The organism is Actinoallomurus sp. NPDC052308, assembly GCF_040679195.1.
Classification (GTDB): domain Bacteria; phylum Actinomycetota; class Actinomycetes; order Streptosporangiales; family Streptosporangiaceae; genus Actinoallomurus; species Actinoallomurus liliacearum.
Window position 1 is genome coordinate 12,311 of the sequence record NZ_JBFAUM010000046.1, and the last position, 15,416, is coordinate 27,726.

Here is a 15,416-nt window from a genome sequence, read left to right on the forward strand (position 1 = left end):
TCACAACGGGTCTTGGGCGGCGGCCAGCCAGGCGGCCTTCTCCGTGAGGGCGGCCGCGATGCCGTCCCGGCTCCGAAGCACATGCCCCTCCCCCGGCAGCACGACGAGCCGCGCTCGGGTCCCGTTGGCGATCAGCGCCTGGAACAGCAGCGTCGCCTGGAGCACCGGAGTCGCCGGGTTCCGGTCCGCCTCACCGTGGATGATCAGAACCGGTCTTCGGATGCGGTGCGCGTTCACGATCGCGTCGAAGTCCGCGTAGACCCGCGGAGCCTCCCAGAGGGATCGGGTCTCGTCCTGGAAGCCCAACGGGGTCAACTGCCGGGAGTAGGCGCCGTTCTGCACGATCGCGGCCTCGAACAGGTCACAGTCCGCGACCGCGAGCAACGCCAGCGTCGCGCCGAAACTCGCGCCGCCGACGGCGAGACGCGCCGCCTCCCCGTGACGGTGGACCCCGCTGCCGAGAACGGCGGCACGGATCTGCCGGACGAGAGATGACCGGAGGTCCTCGTCGGGCACTTCGGGCGACCAGCCGGGAGTGAGCCGCACATCCAGGACGCCGAAGCCGGCGAGCGTCAGCCAGTGCGGATCGAGCACGGCGGGGGAGGCGACCGCTCCGCCGGGTACCGTCTCCCCCGCCTGCGACAGCCACACGAGGACCGCCGCCGGGTCGCGCCGCCCGGGCAGGTACAGCGAAAAGTCCGCGGCCGCCGCCGGTACGGTGCCGCGCAGCGGTGGCGGCCCGCCCGGATGCGCGGGCAGCGGAACCCGCGCGCGCCTTCGGACGCAGACGGGCCTGACCTCGCCGGCCTCCCAGCCGGAGACGGTGATGAGCTCCTCGTCCTCCCGTAGGGAAAGGCCGGAGAGCCGCCGCGCGGTCGTGCCCTCCGCCGGCACGCCCCAGACGATCACGTCGTTGTCCGCGTCGACCGTGGCGAAGCACCGCCCGGCCACCGGCGGCCCCGGCTCGGCCGCGACCGCGGCGATCCTGAGGAGCACCGGCGGTCGCAGGCCGAGGGCCAGGCTCAGCACGGGTCGCGGAGCACCCGGATCCACGACGAGCACGGCGTACGAGCCGTCGGCGTCCAAGGCCAGGACGAACAGGGCCTCCTGGCGGTGGGCGTGGAGGTAACGCCCACGGTGCCGGTGCAGCAGACGCGAAGGTTCGACGGTGTGGTCCGACACCGCGCAGGCCGTGATGTCGAAGCCGTCCGGGCGACCGATGACCATGACCAGCTCCGCCCCCGCCGTCAGCCAGCAGAAGTCGTGCAGCGGACCGTTCCCGACCGCGATCAGGTGCTCGTCGGCTGAATCAGGCCCGCCGACGGCGAGGATCTCGCCTCCGGTGTCGATGGCCGGCGTGCTCGCCGCGATGTGACCCGTCGCCGCCCCGCGCACGCGCTGGTACGGCCGGCCGGTCAGGGGCATCGCCTCGATGCCGCCGTCCGCCGGATCGAGCGCGACGAACCGGCAGGGTCGGCGATCATGGGCCGGCGGGCCGGTGATCACCCGGATCCGCTCACCCGGTGGTGCTTCGAAGATCTGCGGCGCCGCGGCGTACGGGCCGGGCGGCGGGTCCACCGGCACCACGAGCGCGGACCCGGCCCATGCGACGGGCGCGTCATCCCCGGCGAGCAGCGCCGGGGTCGGTCCCGTGAACGTGACCGACCGGTCGGCCGCGTCCGCGATCCAGCAGCGGGAAGCGCCGGAGTCGATCGCGACACCGGCGAACACCGACGGCTCGACGGGATGCTGGACCGGTCGGCCGAGCACGTCCCGCAGCCGGTCCGGCATCCAGCGCGTGCCGTCCGGAAGGTGGAGGCACAACCGCCCGGGCCGTAGTCCCGACGGTATCGGGCCGACGCCAAGGATCGGCGGATACGGCGCATGGACGACCGAGGTGCCATATCCGCCGCGATGAGCCTCCGTCGCCTGCTCCGAACACGCGTCCAGCAGGCCGAGGATCTGTTCGCGGAACTTCTCGCCGCTCACGTCATCCGTCATGAAGACCGATGACCGTTCCTTTCTTTCTTCCGCCGATCGATTGGCTTCGATGTTCAGCGTTGCGGATCGGCGGATATGGCGCCTGAGATGAGCGAGCCGCCATATCCGCCGCTGCGGGATCCGGGGTGATATCCGCCTGCGAATTCAGCAGGGAGAGCCGACCTCGGAGTCCTCGCGGATCACGTCATCCGCTCCGTGAATTCGGCGTCAGGAGCGATGCGGATCCTCTTTCACTTGCAGCAGTAGACCTTGTAGCCGGTCCAGCAGCAGGCACCGTCGCCGCAGCTGTTGCGGTTCCGCTCGGTGTATCCCGGAGGGCACGCGCCGGCGCAGAACGGCGCCGTCCCGTCCCAGTAGCACGTCTCGGCCTCGCGCTCGTTGCGGTAGGGGGTCACGGTGAAGGTGGTGCGTGTCGCGGCCATTTCCTGAAGACCGTGCATACGTGGCAGATCCCTTCTTTTCGCGGTGGCCGGTTACCCGGTATTTACAGAATGGCGCGCCGGGATTCTAGTGTCAATGGCCATTTCTTGATCCTGTTGTGATTTAATTTTGATCACGAATGCGTTTCGCCTGATTTGGGAAATCTGATCAGTTCGACCAGATAATTCCCAGGCGGCGATTCGGTGTCGAGGGGAACGCCCGCGATCTCGATCCAGGTGTAGATGCGATATCCGCCGTGGGATTCGGGCACCGGGTCGGCGCCCACGACGAGTTGCGCCGGGACGCCACAGCGGTGCAGGGCCGCAACGACGAGGGCGTTCTCGCGCATCGGGGCGGAGAAGCCGGCGGAGATCCGGAGGGTCAGGACGATCGGCGTGACGGACGGGCGGGTGCCGCGGCGCCGCCGTGGGGGCCGGTCCATTCCGGCGACGAGCGCGGGCATGTCGTGGTGGCGTAGCCGGAACGCCGTCCACATCGCGATGATCGTGGTCGTCACGTGCTCACCTGGGACCCCGATCGGCGGGACGGTGTCGTCGAGTGGCGCAGCAGGTCACGTATCGCGGCGAGGCCGTGCGCGGCCTCCGAGACCGCACTGCCGTCCGCCCCGTACGCGACGGCCGCCGGGAACGCTCCACCCGCGGCCCGTACCTCCTCGTCGCCGTCGGCCCGCCGGAACTCCACCGGACAGTCGGCCATGGCCTGGTAGCGGTCGCGTTGCGCCTCGAGAGCGGCGCAGTAGCGACAGGACTCGGTCGTGAAGATGACGATGCGGTGGACGTCGGCCTGCGGCTCGGCGTGACCGTCGGCGGCGGACCGGCGGCGGAACCAGGCGGCCGCGACCAGGGCCAGGATGAGGCCGGCTCCGGCCTGGGCGCCGGCCGCCCACACTCCCGGTGGGCCGAGGATGCCGACGAGGGCCAGCACCGCGACGACGGCGCAGCCGGCCGCATGGGTCATCGTGAACCGCGTGGGGATCCAGTCGCCGAAGCAGGCGCAGCGACGGCCCCGCATGAGGAGCGCGGCGACCGTGTAGCCGGCGAAGACGGCGCCGAGCAGCCCGAGGCGTACTCCGACGGGCGCGGGAAGCAATGCCGTCACCGCCACCAGTCCCTCCACCACCGTCACCGGCGTCGGTCCGGCAAGCGCTCGCAGGCCGCCGGTCACGGGCCACACGGCGCGGGTGGTCTCCCAGTCCATGAGCTTGGCGGCGACGCTGAGGGCGAGGACGGCGACGCCGCCCACGAGGACGGCGGCGGCACAGAGGACGGTGAGCTCCTTCATGCGGTCTCCTCCTGGTGGATCAACCAGCCCTCCTCGACTCCGAGGCGGAGCTCGGCGGCGAGCGCGGGTGACACTCCAGGCGTCCCGGCGGCCCCCGGTTCGGAGCCGACCGGCTCGGATGGTGAGGTGTCGCCGCCGCCCGGCCCGGCCGGCGCGGCAGCGGTGCCGGCGAGCAGGGCGGCCAGCTCGGAGCCGATCTGCCGAGCGGCCAGCCGGGCGTCGTCCATGACGAAGGCGCCCCCGAAGGGCATGGGATGCAGGCTGACTCCTTCACGGAGCGTCCAGCTCACGACCGGCCTCCCGAGGTCCACGGGCCGGGGTGGCGGGCGGCGGTGACGCAGAGCCGTTGCAGGGCTCGCGCGTCGGCGAGCATCCTGGAGGAGTCGGCGAGGACCGCCCGAAGGCGCTCGGCGAGGACCCAGGGACTCCCCTCCACCTGGGCCAGCAGTGCCGCGCGCCGCGCCGGAGCCGCCAGGCGGCGGGTGACGAAGGCGGCGGCCAGCAGGGCTTCGCGCTCGGCCGGGGTGACGTCCGCGGGCCACAGGCCGGAGGGCACCAGGTCCCACAGGAGCGGCGCCCGGTGCACGTACCCGTCACGCCGGCGCAGCCGGAGGCGTCCGTGCCGGGCCAGGAGGACCGCCGCGCCGAGCACGACCGGGTGGGCGCAGACGAGCACCGGGTCCAGCCTGTGGTCGCCGGGTGTCCGTGGCGGGCGTTCGAGGAGGTCGAGGACGGTCTGCAGGGACGCGGCGCCGGGCACCGCGCCCGTCGTGTCGTCGACGATGGGGACGAGGTGGCTCGGGGTCCGGGCCGAGGTCACGGCGACGCCGGACTCGGCGACGGCGGGTGAGATCCAGCCGCCCGGCAGGAAGGCGTCGGGCCGGGCCGCCTGGTCGCCGGAGCCCTGCGGCGGATCGTCGCCCCGCGGCGGATTCCAGGCCCGCCATCCGGGTCGGCCGAACAGCGTCGGGAACGGCGCCGCCATGGTCAGCTGGCGCCATCCGGTGCGCAGCCGGCCGGGTGTCTCGGCGGCCCCGGTCAGCAGCCCGACCAGTCCCGCGCCGCTGAGCAGCGGGGCGGTGTCCCATCCCGCGGGCCGGAGGAGGTCCGGAGCCGGCGGCCAGGGGTCGCCGTCCCCCGGTGCGCCGAACCAGGGGGTGTCGCACGCACGGTGCCAGTGGGCGGTGCCGTCGATCACCTCGACTCCGGCGGCCAGCCGTCCGCGCCGGCGGTCGAGGACGGGAACGTCCAGGTGCACGTGGAATCGCCGGAGTCGCGCCGGAGCGATCGCGGCCAGCGCGGCCGCGCCGATCCCGCCACCGTCGCCGAGGATCCCGTTGCCCCCGCCGGCCGCGAGCGCCTCGTCGACGGCGTGCCGCAGGGCCCGGCGCACCACCCCGCGCGGGTCGGTGGGACGTCCGGTGATCCGCCGTGCCTGGTCGGCCAGGCCGTCGAGGTCGAGCTCGTCCAGGGTGAGGCGCTCCCGGCCGCCCGACGTGCCGAGCGTCGTGCCGCAGGCCAGTTGGAGGACCCCTTCGTACGGCGTGAGCGGCATCGGCAGGGCCTCTCCGGCCAGCGCCGCCGCGACCGCCGCGGACCACATCTCGGAGCGGGAGCCGACGAGGTCGGCCAGGTCCGTGGAGAAGCGGACCAGGCGCCCCTCCGTGCCCGTTCCGTCGGCGACGGCGTAGTAGAGCGGCATCTGCGCGAGCGCGCCCCTGCCGAGCGTGCCGGTGGCCGGATCGGCCCACGTCTGCGCGAGCCGCCCCGCGGAGGCGAACGGGCCCACGACCGTCGGACCGGGCACCGCCTCCGAGCCCGCGGGCGGGACGTGGCGCCCGCCGCATGAGCAGACCGTCTCGAGGAGCATCCGCGCGGACGTGACCGTACCCGCGAAACCGACGGGTGCGCCGCCCGCGGCGCAGCCGACGGTCCGTACGCCGGGCGCGGCACCGGTCATCGGACCCTTCTGCAGGGTCGAATCTGGCATGTCACCCCGTCTTCCCACCGATCACCCCACAGTGCCTGATGTAATGGAATTCCCATTCAAGCCCGCCATTGATTCGATCTTTCCGGAATAAATAGATCGTTCACTGGGAGGACTCACGAGGCCGACCTTACCAAGGTAAAAGGCCGATGCCGAGACGCTGAGCACATTGCCCGAAATGCCATATTCACCGCGCTCGATGTCTCCTTACTCGGCATGGCAGACTGCCGAACGACAAGCCACGGGTATGGCACATGGAAAGGCGGCACCATATGACGATCAAAGGTCGGCGGCGGCGTTTTACCGAGATGCGGCAATTACTGAGCTTCGGGGTGGTTCTCGGGTGGCGGGCCGATCGCCGGCGGGTGACGATCGTCCTGCTCCTGCAACTCGGCCAGGCGCTCGGAGTCGGCGGCATGCTCCTCGCCGGGCGCGGCGTGGCCGACGGTCTCCTCGGCTCCGGACACGGGCGGACCGACGTCTCCCGGGCCGCCGTCTCCGCCGTCGTCGTCATGGCGCTGGCGTTCGTCAACAGCACCGTGAACATCCTCGGCCTCACCCAGCAGTCCGTCCTTCGCGTGGCCATCGAACGCGACGCCGTGGAGGCGGTGACCTCGGCCACGGCGCGGACGGACCTGCTGGAGTTCGAAAGGCCCGGATTCCACGACAGGGTCCGGCTCGCTCTCACGGCCGCGCAGATCCACGCCCCGAATCTCCCCTTCACCGTGCTGACGGTGACGCGGACGACGTTGACGCTGGCGACGGTGCTGATCGCGCTCATCGCCATGGCCTGGTGGCTGCTGCCGCTCCTCCTCGTCGCGGCCCTCCCGTCGATCCGCGTCGCGCTGCTCCAGCAGCGCGCCCATTTCGACCTGCAGCGGCAGCTCACCGAGAACCAGCGCGCGGCCGGCTACCTCACCCAGTTGCTCACCGGGCGGGACGAGGCGAAGGAGCTTCGCGCGTTCGGCCTGAGCCGCACCTTCTTCGACCGGCTGGCCGCCTGCTACGACCGCACGCTGAACGCCGAGATCGCCTTCCGGCACCGGTTCCTCTGGAAGGAGATCCGGGCGCGGCTGGCCGGGCAGGTGATGGCGGCGGCGGCCGTCGGCGGCCTGCTCGTCGCCACCGTCGCCGGCGTGGTCGACGCGCCGACCGCGCTGACGGCACTCGGCGGCCTGCTGATCGGCGTCCAGCAGGGCATCATGATCACTTCGGTCCTGCGGAGCTCCGGCGATTCGCTGCGCTACCTGCGGGAGTTGCGGCGCTTCACCGCCGAGGTCTCCGGTCCGCCCGCACCGCCCGTGGCCACGCGCCGGTCGTTCGGGATCCTGACCGCCCGGAACCTCTCCTTCGCCTACCCCGGCGGCGCCCGGACCGCGGTGGCCGACGTGTCGCTCGACCTGCGCCCCGGCGAGGTGGTCGCGCTCGTCGGGGAGAACGGCTCGGGCAAGACCACGCTGACGAAGCTGCTGACCGGCCTGTACTCCCCCGCCTCCGGCGAGCTGCTGGTGGACGGAAGACCCGCCCCCGCCGCCGAGCTGCGCGCGCTGTCCACCGTGCTGTTCCAGGACTATCTGCGCTACAAGCTCTCCGTCGCGGAGAACATCGCGCTCGGCGACCCGGCGTTCCTCGGAGACCGGGGCCGGCTGCTGGAGGCCGCGCGCCGCGCCGGGGCGGCGCGGATCGTCGCCGACCTGCCGGGCGGGTACGACGCGCAGCTCGGCGCGGAGTTCACCGGCGGCACCGACCTGTCGCTCGGGCAGTGGCAGCGCATCGCGCTGGCCAGGGCATTCTTCCGGCAGGCGCCGCTGGTCGTGTTGGACGAACCGACGGCGGCGATGGACGCCCGGGCGGAGGCCGACCTGTTCGCCCGGATTCGGGAGCTGTTCACCGAACGAGCGGTGGTGTTGATCTCGCACCGCTTCTCGAGCGTCCGCTCCGCGGACCGGATCCTCGTCCTGCGCCGCGGCCGGGTCGTCGAAACCGGCACCCACGACGAGCTGATGGCCGCGGGCGGGCTGTACGCCGAGTCCTTCCGCCTCCAGGCGGCCGCGTACCTCGACGAGCCGGTCTCGCGGCCACCGTCGGCGAGACCCGCGTGAGGCCCCGGCCGTCCCGAGGCCGGCGGGACCCGGGCCGTACCGGCGTCCGGCACGGACGAGGATCGGGCCGGGACGCGACCGCTGCGCGCATCCCTCACACTGGTAGGGGACAGACCGAAAGGACGCAGTGGCCGCACGATTCTCCAAGGGCTCGGTGGATCGCCGCACCGAGGAGCCGCCCGCCGACCCCGGCCTCCCGTCCGTCGACCCCGACACCGGCCCGATCGACGGGACCGCACCGGACGCCGACGTCCTCGCGGTCCGCGCCGGGCGCCGTGACCGGCAGTGGCGCGTGCTGGCGGCGATCTCGCTCGGCGGCGGGCTGGGCGGCGTCGCCCGCTACCTGATCTCCCAGGCGCTCCACGTGTCCCCCGGCCGCTTCCCCTGGGCGACCTTCACGATCAATCTGAGCGGGTGCCTCGCGATCGGGCTGCTCATGGTCCTCGTCCTGGACGTCTGGCCGCCGAACCGCTACGTACGGCCGTTCTTCGGCGTCGGCGTCCTGGGCGGCTACACCACGTTCTCGACCTTCGCGGTCGAACTGCGGACGCTGGCCGCGCACGGGTCCTGGGGGATCGCCGCGGCGTACGCGCTCGGCAGCCTCCTCGGCGGGTTCGCCGCGGTGTGGTGCGGGATGACGCTGGCCCGGCTGATCGCCGGGCTGCCCGTGCTCCAGGGCCGGGAAGGACGGCGCGGGTGACCGTCCTGCTCGTGCTGCTCGGCGGCGCCGTCGGAGCCCCGAGCCGCTACCTGATCGACCGGTACGTCCAGCGCCGGCGGGACGGCGTCTTCCCCTGGGGCACGTTCACCGTGAACCTCATCGGCTGCTTGATCCTCGGTCTGCTCACCGGCTCCGCCCACGCCCTGCCGGCGCACGTCGTCACCCTGCTGGGCACTGGATTCTGCGGAGCTCTGACGACCTTCAGCACCTTCGGATTCGAGACCGTACGGCTCCTGGAGGACGGCTCGTTCCGCGAGGCGGGCCTGAACGCCGTGGGCGGGCTCATCCTCGGGACCGCGATCGCCGCCCTCGGCTACGCGGTCGGCGCCGCACTCTGAGCCGTCCGCGGCCACACGACCGGCTCCGCCACGGGGCCGTGTCGGCGCCCGCTCTTCGGCCCGCGACTGCCAGGGCCCGGCAAGCCCCGGCGGGATCAGCGCCACCGGAGGTCAGCGCCGCCCGAGGGGCCGGCGCCGCCGGGGAGGGTCGGGCGGGATCCGCAGCGCGGTGATGGCCGTCGCCAGCATGTCGTAATGGCCGACGAGCATGATCAGTTCGATGCACTCCCGGTCGTCGAGGTGCTCTCGGAGCCGTCCCCACGCGGCGTCGTCGAGGTCGCGCTCGGCCTGCAGGGCGTCCACCGCCGCCAGGATGGCGCGTTCGCGCGGCGACCAGCCGTCGTCCTCGGGCCCGCGCTCGACGAGCCGGGCAAGGTCGGCGCGGGTGACCCCGGCCCGGGCGCCGAGCCGTACGTGATGATCGAACTCGTAGCGGCAGTCCCGCAGGTGTGCCACCCGCAGGATGACCAGTTCGGTCTCGCGGCGCGGCAGCACGCCGCCCGGCATCAGCCGGCCGGCGAAGTGCAGCCAGCCGCGGAACAGGCGGCGGTGCCGGCCGAGCACCCGGAACAGCACCGGCGCCCGCGTGCCGGTCCGCCGTCCCGCCAGCCGGATGAACGTCCACGCCGGCGTGCCCAGCTCACGCCGCGATCCGGGCGGCACACGCGGCACCCCACGCCCCGGCCCCTCCCGCTCCAGGGGGGGCCGGTCGGCGGTCATCCGGCCCGGTCCTCGGGCTGCGGCGTCGTCATCGGCGGGTCCTCCTCCTCGAGCGCGATCCGCAGGGCGGGCTCCACCCGTGCCCGCACCGCCGTCTCCACCACCCGCTGGGCCGCCATCCGCCCGTACAGGACCGGCCCCACCCAGCGCGGAGCGTGCACCCGGCGGGCGCGCGTCGCGATGCCGCGCTCGAGCGCGTCGATCCCGGACCGGAGCGGCGTGACCCCGGTGAACCCGCCGCGCCGGCCCTGCAGCACGGCGCCCGCCCGGGTGCCGAACCCGCGGCGCGTCATGTCGGTGTCCAGTTCGGCGAAGTACGCGACGCCGACCCGCGCTCCCGTGTGCCGCAGCTCGAGACGGAGCGTGTCGCCGAGCGCCTCGACGGCGGCCTTCGACGCGCTGTAGGCCCCGAGCAGCGGGGCGTGGACGGCGGCGGCGAGCGAGGCGACGGCCAGCGCGTAGCCGCCCGGGTGGGCGATGTACGGGCCCGCCGCGCGCAGCGTGTGATAGGTGCCGAAGACGTTCACGCGCATCGTCGTCTCCAGGATGCGCGGGTCGCCGCCGAGGACCGGCCACTGGCAGGCGACCCCGGCGTTGGCCACCACGACGTCCAGGCCGCCCAGCTCGTCGGCCAGCTCCGTCACGACCCGCTCGACACGGTCGCGGTCGGTCACGTCGCACGTCCGCCAGGGCGCGTCGCCGCAGTCCCGGGCGACGGCCGCGAGGCCGTCCGGCTCCAGACCCGCCAGGGCCACCCGAGCACCCCGGGCGTGCAGGCGGCGGACCAGGGCCGCGCCGATGCCGCGCGCGGCTCCGGTGACCAGCACGCGGCGCCCGCGCAGCGCCGCCGGGTCGTTCGGTCGTCGCATGGATCAGCTATACACCGGCTCCGCCGCGCGCGGAACCCGGGTCCGGCGGTGGGCGGCGGCCACGATGGGACGGCGGCACCGCGTGACGCGGACCGGACCCCTGCCTCGCCAGGGCCGGGGAGCGCGTCAAGCGGCGTCGGCGACCGGCTCGACCGCCGTCGTCCGCGGTGCCGCCGGCCGGGCGGCGCGCCGCCACATCGGGGTGGCGAGCAGGACGACGAGGAGACCCGCGGCGCCGGAGAGGGCGAACGCCCAGCGGGGGCCGAAGTCGTCGATGACGACGCCCGTGACGGGTCCGGCGACGGCCAGCCCCAGCGTCATCGCGGTGCCGTGCAGCCCCGTCGCCTCGCCGCGGGCCGCGGCGGGCACCCACCGGCTGAGGGTGTCGATCGAGGCGGAGATCGCCGGGGCGCACAGCATCCCCGCCGGGAGCAGCGCGAGACAGAGCCACTCCCAGTGGCCCGCCAGGCCCATCGGAGCGGTGAGGGCGGCCATGGCGCCGACGATGACGAGCGGAGAGAAGCCCCGGGGCAGCGCGCCGTACACGAATCCCCCGACCAGCGAGGCGATGCCCCAGAACGCGAGCACCAGGCCGGTCCACCTGGTCGCGGAGTCGGCCTTGAGCACCGCGACCAGGCCGAGCTCGGTCCCTGCGAGCACGAAGGTGGCGGCGGACGTCACGCCGAGCAGGGCGAAGAGCGCGGGCGTCAGCCACTGGCGGCGGCGCACCGTGGCTCCGGCGGTCTCCGACTCGTCGCCGACGTGGATGGGCGGGTCGAGCACCAGCAGCGCCGTGCCGGACCCGACCAGTCCGAGCCCGATGAGTGCCATGGTCCAGGAACTGCCGAGCGCGGTCGTGCCGGCCACGGCGAGCGCCGGGCCGGTCATGTAGGCCACCTCGACCAGCATCGAGTCCAGGGCGTAGGCGCTGCGGCGGTGCTCGGCCGGGACGGCGGCCGCGAGGCACTGGCGGATGACGGTGAAGACCGGCAGTGCCAGGACCCCGCTCACGAAGGCGCCCACGAGCAGCGGCCAGTACGGCAGGAACGGCGCGACGGTCCAGAAGAGAAGCTGAGCGAGCGTGGTGACCACCAGGACCGGCCGGAGGCCACGTCGGTCCACGAAACGCCCGGCGATCGGGGATCCGACCGCCACTCCGGCGGTCGAGGCCGCCCCGACCAGGCCCGCCTGCATGAAGCCGCGCCCCAGACCGCCGACCACGTGCAGGGTCAGCGTCAGCCCGCAGGCGACGACCGGAATCCGGGCGACCAGCCCGACGAGCAGCAGCATCCGGACACCGGGGATGGCCAGCACCCGCCGGTAAGGTTCCACAGTCACAGTGATCACTTACCTCCGCTGGCAGTATGCCAGCGGGCACTGACAGCCGGGAACCGGATTTCCGGCGCCCCACGCCGCCGGTCGCCTACGTCGCCCCTCTTTTCTGACAGCGTTCGTCATCGCGAGTTCGGGCGGCTCGATTTCGCGGGTATAGGTATCGCGACGGGGGTGGCCATCGCGGTCTCCGCTGCTCGGCTCGATATTCCGGACCGTTCTTAGCCGCCCCCCGAACCCTGCGCATGACCAAAAGTCGCTCAGTCTGGGGCAAAAGGTGACGAACGACGAAAACGATAAAAGCCATGAAAACGAGAAAAGTGGATTTCTGCAACGGCGTTGGATCATGCCCGCCGCCCTCGGCGCGGCCGTACTGGTGGGCGGCGCGGTGGGCGCGGGAGTGTTCCTCCTCGCCGGCTCATCGTCGCACGAGAACCGGTCCGCCCACCGGGCCGCGAAGGCGCGGCCCGCGGCCCCGGCGAAGGTCGACTGTCATGTGCGCAAGTGCATCGCGCTCACCTTCGACGACGGACCGGTCACCGGAACCGCCAAGCTCCTCGACATCCTCAAGGCGCACGGCGCGCACGCGACCTTCTTCGTCCTCGGCCAGCAGGTGGCGAACAACCAGGACATCCTGAAGCGGGAGGCCACCGAGGGGCACCAGATCGGCAACCACACCTTCGACCACGCCAAGCTGACCGGAGCCCCGCGGGCGAAGGTCGAGGATGAGCTCATCCGCACCCAGGAGGCCATCCTGCAGGTGACCGGCACGGCGCCGACGGTGATGCGACCGACCTATGGATACTCGGACAAGCAGGTCAATGAGATCGCGAAGCAGATGGGGCTGGCGCAGATCCTGTGGACCGTCGACACGGTGGACTGGAAGGACCGCAACACGGCGGTGGTGACGAAGCGCGTCCTCGCCGGCGCGAAGCCGGGCCACATTGTGATCATGCATGACATCCGGCCGACCAGCGTGGACGCCGTACCCGGCATTCTGGACGCTCTGACCAAACAGGGCTACGCCTTCGTGACGGTCTCCGAGCTTTACGGCGGCAATCTCGTGCCCGGCGACCGCTATCCGCCCTTCCTCGGATCGCCCACCGCGGGCCCGGCCCCGCCCATGTAAGCCCTCGATGTGACCCGATCGGCGCCCGCGCGACCGCGCGCGGGCGCCGTCGGCCGTCAGTGCGCGGTCCAGCCGCCGTCCATGGTGAGGGACGCCCCGGTGATCATCGAGGCGTGCGGCGAGCAGAGGTAGGCGACCATCTCGGCGACGTCCTCCGGCTCGATCAGCCGCCGGATCGCGGCCCGGGCCAGCATGACCTCGTCGACGACCCGGTCGGGCTCCATCCCGTGCGCGGCCGCCTGGTCGGCGATCTGGTGCTCGACGAGCGGGGTGCGCACGTACGCCGGGCTGACGCAGTTCGCGGTCACCCCGTGCTCGGCGGCCTCGAGCGCGATGACCTTGGTCATCCCCTCCAGGGCGTGCTTGGCGGCGACGTAGGCGACCTTGTACGGCGACGCGATCCGGCCGTGCACGGAGGAGATCCCGACGATCCGTCCCCAGCCGCGGTCGTACATTCCGGGCAGTGCCCGGCGGGCGAGGCGGAACGGCGCCTCCACCATGATCCGCTGGATGCGCGCGAAGACGTCCGGGGGGAACTCGGTGACCGGGGCGACATGCTGCAGCCCCGCGTTGTTGACCAAAATGTCCACGTCACAGTCGATGGCCTCGACCGCCGCGGCGTCGGACAGGTCCGCCGCGACCGCCCGGCCGCCGATCTCCTCGGCGGCGGCCTTGGCCTCCTCCTCGCGCAGGTCGACGATGACGACCTCGGCTCCGGCGGCCGCCAGCCGCCGGGCGCACGCCAGGCCGATACCGCCGGCCGCGCCGGTCACCAGGGCCCGGCGACCGGACAGGTCCAGGCCGGCGGGCGACTGCGGGGACGGCTGCGAGGTGTTCGGCGGAACCACGCATTCCTCCTCGATCGGGAACACTCCGTGCGGACACGACCCTATCCGCGCAGTCCAGGGGTCACGCGGCCGGTCCGGAGGGGTAAACCCCCGGCGATCTTGCGGCGTCCTCCGAGTGGACATCCGCGAGGAAGGGGACTCATCGTGAGGACGCACAGTGCCGCCGCGGCGGGGGCCGCGGTGGTCGTGACCGCTTTCGGGCTCGCCGGGGCGGTCGCCGCGCCGGCCCACGCCTCCGCGCGTCCGGCGAAGGCGGGCGACTTCAACGGTGACGGCCGGCGCGATCTGGTGGTGGCGAGCCCCGGCGGCACGGTGGCCGGCGAGGAGGAGGCCGGTTTCGTCACCGTCGTCTACGGCGGCGCGTCGGGGCCGGACAAGGCCCGCCGCCAGACCCTCACCCAGGACAGTCCGGGGATCCCTGGCTCGCCCTCCGCCTACAACGCGTTCGGCGGCGCGGTCGCCTCCGCCGACTTCGACCGCGACGGGTACGCCGATCTCGCCGTGACGGTCGGGCGGCCGTGGCGGATCGTCATCGTCTACGGCGGCGCGAAGGGACTCACCAGCCGCACGACCGCGCTGTCGGGCCCGGGCGCGTGGATCTCCCCGCACCTGGCCGTCGGGGACTTCGACCATGACGGCGGCACCGACCTGGCGTCCTCGGTGACGGGCGACACGAACGCCCTCGTCCTGTTCCGCGACGTCCGCGACCGGCCCGTCACCGCGACCGCCTACCCCGTTCAGACGAAGGGCGACGAGGTCGACGCCATCAACCCGGTCGCGGGCGACTTCACCGGTGACGGGTACACCGACCTGGTCGTACTGGTGCGCAGCTCGATCGACGGCGAGCAGGTCGAGAGACGCGCGGAACTCCGGCGCGGGTCGCCCGCCGGTCTCGGCGCGCCCACCGCGGTGGGCTCCGGCATCGGGCCGGTGGCGGTCGCCGGAGACGTCAACGGCGACGGCCGGGCGGACCTGGTCGCCGCCGCCGGCGGGGGCGACGGCGACGCCTCCGACCCGCCGGAGGGGATCCTCGTCTTCCTCGGCACCGCGTCGGGGCTGGGCTCGCCGAAGAAGTTCACCCAGGACACCGCCGGCGTTCCCGGCGTCTCCGAACCGCGCGACGGCTGGGGCACGGTGCTCGCCGTCGGCGACGTCGACGGGGACCGGCGGGCCGACGTCGCGGTCGGCGCGCCCGGCGAGGACGTCGGCCGGGTGGCGGACGCCGGCGCGGTCACGATCCTGCGCGGCGCGGCCGGTGGCCTCACCGCCAAGGGCGCCCAGATCTTCGACCAGAACACCGCGCATGTACCGGGCGTCGCGGAGACCGCCGACGCCTTCGGTGGCGGACTCTCGCTGGAAGACCTGTCGGGTGACGGCCGGGCCGACCTGACCGCCGGCGCCCCCGGCGAGAACGGCCAGGAGGGCGGCCTCTGGGTGCTGCGCGGCTCCCGGAGCGGACTCACCACCACGGGCCTGCGCACCCTCACCCCGGCGGACCTGGGCGTCGCGAAGCGCCGCGCGCAGCTGGGCCGCGTCCTGCTGCCCTGAGACCGCCGGTCCCCATGCCGCGCGGGACGCGAGGTCCCCTCGTGCCGAGCCGGCCACCGTCCCCCGGCGAGAACCACGGGCGGCCGCACCGGCCGGAAC

At 73.3% G+C, this 15,416-nt stretch carries 15 protein-coding genes; 5 read left to right on the top strand and 10 right to left on the bottom strand.

Annotation, left to right across the window (positions count from 1 at the left end; genetic code table 11):
* From AB0L00_RS43815 to AB0L00_RS43840, 6 genes are all read right to left on the bottom strand, one after another.
* Positions 1 to 2,001, bottom strand: coding sequence for a prolyl oligopeptidase family serine peptidase (locus AB0L00_RS43815; RefSeq protein WP_364443793.1), 2,001 nt, complete (start codon positions 1,999 to 2,001; stop codon positions 1 to 3).
* 230 nt (positions 2,002 to 2,231) lie between these two features.
* Positions 2,232 to 2,423 (bottom strand): hypothetical protein, encoded by a 192-nt coding sequence (locus tag AB0L00_RS43820; protein ID WP_364443796.1) that lies wholly within the window; start codon positions 2,421 to 2,423, stop codon positions 2,232 to 2,234.
* Between the two features lie 131 nt (positions 2,424 to 2,554).
* Positions 2,555 to 2,938: a hypothetical protein gene (locus AB0L00_RS43825; RefSeq protein ID WP_364443799.1), complete on the bottom strand. Its 384-nt coding sequence runs from the start codon at positions 2,936 to 2,938 to the stop codon at positions 2,555 to 2,557.
* Positions 2,935 to 3,723: a hypothetical protein gene (locus AB0L00_RS43830; RefSeq protein ID WP_364443802.1), complete on the bottom strand. Its 789-nt coding sequence runs from the start codon at positions 3,721 to 3,723 to the stop codon at positions 2,935 to 2,937. Before AB0L00_RS43830 ends, AB0L00_RS43825 begins: the two co-directional genes overlap by 4 nt.
* Positions 3,720 to 3,974, bottom strand: a complete 255-nt coding sequence (locus AB0L00_RS43835; protein ID WP_364443805.1) for a hypothetical protein — start codon at positions 3,972 to 3,974, stop codon at positions 3,720 to 3,722. Before AB0L00_RS43835 ends, AB0L00_RS43830 begins: the two co-directional genes overlap by 4 nt.
* A gap of 35 nt (positions 3,975 to 4,009) precedes the next feature.
* Positions 4,010 to 5,713 (bottom strand): hypothetical protein, encoded by a 1,704-nt coding sequence (locus AB0L00_RS43840; protein WP_364443808.1) that lies wholly within the window; start codon positions 5,711 to 5,713, stop codon positions 4,010 to 4,012.
* 362 nt (positions 5,714 to 6,075) lie between these two features.
* On the opposite strand from AB0L00_RS43840, the gene AB0L00_RS43845 reads away from it, so the two are divergent.
* From AB0L00_RS43845 to crcB (AB0L00_RS43855), 3 genes are all read left to right on the top strand, one after another.
* On the top strand, positions 6,076 to 7,812 hold the full coding sequence (locus AB0L00_RS43845; RefSeq protein ID WP_364443809.1) for an ABC transporter ATP-binding protein: 1,737 nt from the start codon (positions 6,076 to 6,078) through the stop codon (positions 7,810 to 7,812).
* Positions 7,813 to 7,939: 127 nt separating this feature from the next.
* On the top strand, positions 7,940 to 8,512 hold the full coding sequence (gene crcB / locus AB0L00_RS43850; protein ID WP_364443811.1) for a fluoride efflux transporter CrcB: 573 nt from the start codon (positions 7,940 to 7,942) through the stop codon (positions 8,510 to 8,512).
* Complete coding sequence (gene crcB / locus AB0L00_RS43855) at positions 8,509 to 8,871, top strand: fluoride efflux transporter CrcB (RefSeq protein ID WP_364399083.1); 363 nt, start codon at positions 8,509 to 8,511, stop codon at positions 8,869 to 8,871. Before crcB (AB0L00_RS43850) ends, crcB (AB0L00_RS43855) begins: the two co-directional genes overlap by 4 nt.
* A gap of 111 nt (positions 8,872 to 8,982) precedes the next feature.
* On the opposite strand, the gene AB0L00_RS43860 is transcribed toward crcB (AB0L00_RS43855), so the two are convergent.
* From AB0L00_RS43860 to AB0L00_RS43870, 3 genes are all read right to left on the bottom strand, one after another.
* On the bottom strand, positions 8,983 to 9,591 hold the full coding sequence (locus tag AB0L00_RS43860) for a carboxymuconolactone decarboxylase family protein (protein WP_364443813.1): 609 nt from the start codon (positions 9,589 to 9,591) through the stop codon (positions 8,983 to 8,985).
* A complete protein-coding gene (locus AB0L00_RS43865) occupies positions 9,588 to 10,460 on the bottom strand; it encodes an SDR family NAD(P)-dependent oxidoreductase (protein WP_364443815.1) in 873 nt (290 codons plus the stop codon). The genes AB0L00_RS43860 and AB0L00_RS43865 overlap by 4 nt, the downstream gene beginning before the upstream one ends.
* Positions 10,461 to 10,586: 126 nt before the next feature.
* On the bottom strand, positions 10,587 to 11,798 hold the full coding sequence (locus AB0L00_RS43870) for an MFS transporter (RefSeq protein WP_364443817.1): 1,212 nt from the start codon (positions 11,796 to 11,798) through the stop codon (positions 10,587 to 10,589).
* Between the two features lie 340 nt (positions 11,799 to 12,138).
* Between AB0L00_RS43870 and AB0L00_RS43875 the strand changes: the two genes are divergently transcribed.
* Positions 12,139 to 12,921 (top strand): polysaccharide deacetylase family protein, encoded by a 783-nt coding sequence (locus tag AB0L00_RS43875; RefSeq protein ID WP_364443818.1) that lies wholly within the window; start codon positions 12,139 to 12,141, stop codon positions 12,919 to 12,921.
* Positions 12,922 to 12,977: 56 nt separating this feature from the next.
* On the opposite strand, the gene AB0L00_RS43880 is transcribed toward AB0L00_RS43875, so the two are convergent.
* A complete protein-coding gene (locus AB0L00_RS43880; RefSeq protein ID WP_364443820.1) occupies positions 12,978 to 13,769 on the bottom strand; it encodes a 3-hydroxybutyrate dehydrogenase in 792 nt (263 codons plus the stop codon).
* A gap of 144 nt (positions 13,770 to 13,913) precedes the next feature.
* Here AB0L00_RS43880 and AB0L00_RS43885 point away from each other — a divergent pair, with 144 nt between their 5' ends.
* Positions 13,914 to 15,317: an FG-GAP and VCBS repeat-containing protein gene (locus AB0L00_RS43885; protein WP_364443822.1), complete on the top strand. Its 1,404-nt coding sequence runs from the start codon at positions 13,914 to 13,916 to the stop codon at positions 15,315 to 15,317.
* Positions 15,318 to 15,416 lie beyond the last annotated feature (99 nt).

Excerpts from the sequence above, each read along its gene's own strand:
- AB0L00_RS43815 (WP_364443793.1), bottom strand. The coding sequence starts at position 2,001 with ATGACGGATGACGTGAGCGGCGAGAAGTTCCGCGAACAGATCCTCGGC.
- AB0L00_RS43840 (WP_364443808.1), bottom strand. The coding sequence starts at position 5,713 with ATGCCAGATTCGACCCTGCAGAAGGGTCCGATGACCGGTGCCGCGCCC.
- AB0L00_RS43820 (WP_364443796.1), bottom strand. The coding sequence starts at position 2,423 with ATGGCCGCGACACGCACCACCTTCACCGTGACCCCCTACCGCAACGAG.
- AB0L00_RS43865 (WP_364443815.1), bottom strand. The coding sequence starts at position 10,460 with ATGCGACGACCGAACGACCCGGCGGCGCTGCGCGGGCGCCGCGTGCTG.
- AB0L00_RS43860 (WP_364443813.1), bottom strand. The coding sequence starts at position 9,591 with ATGACCGCCGACCGGCCCCCCCTGGAGCGGGAGGGGCCGGGGCGTGGG.
- AB0L00_RS43875 (WP_364443818.1), top strand. The coding sequence starts at position 12,139 with ATGCCCGCCGCCCTCGGCGCGGCCGTACTGGTGGGCGGCGCGGTGGGC.
- AB0L00_RS43830 (WP_364443802.1), bottom strand. The coding sequence starts at position 3,723 with ATGAAGGAGCTCACCGTCCTCTGTGCCGCCGCCGTCCTCGTGGGCGGC.
- AB0L00_RS43835 (WP_364443805.1), bottom strand. The coding sequence starts at position 3,974 with ATGCCCTTCGGGGGCGCCTTCGTCATGGACGACGCCCGGCTGGCCGCT.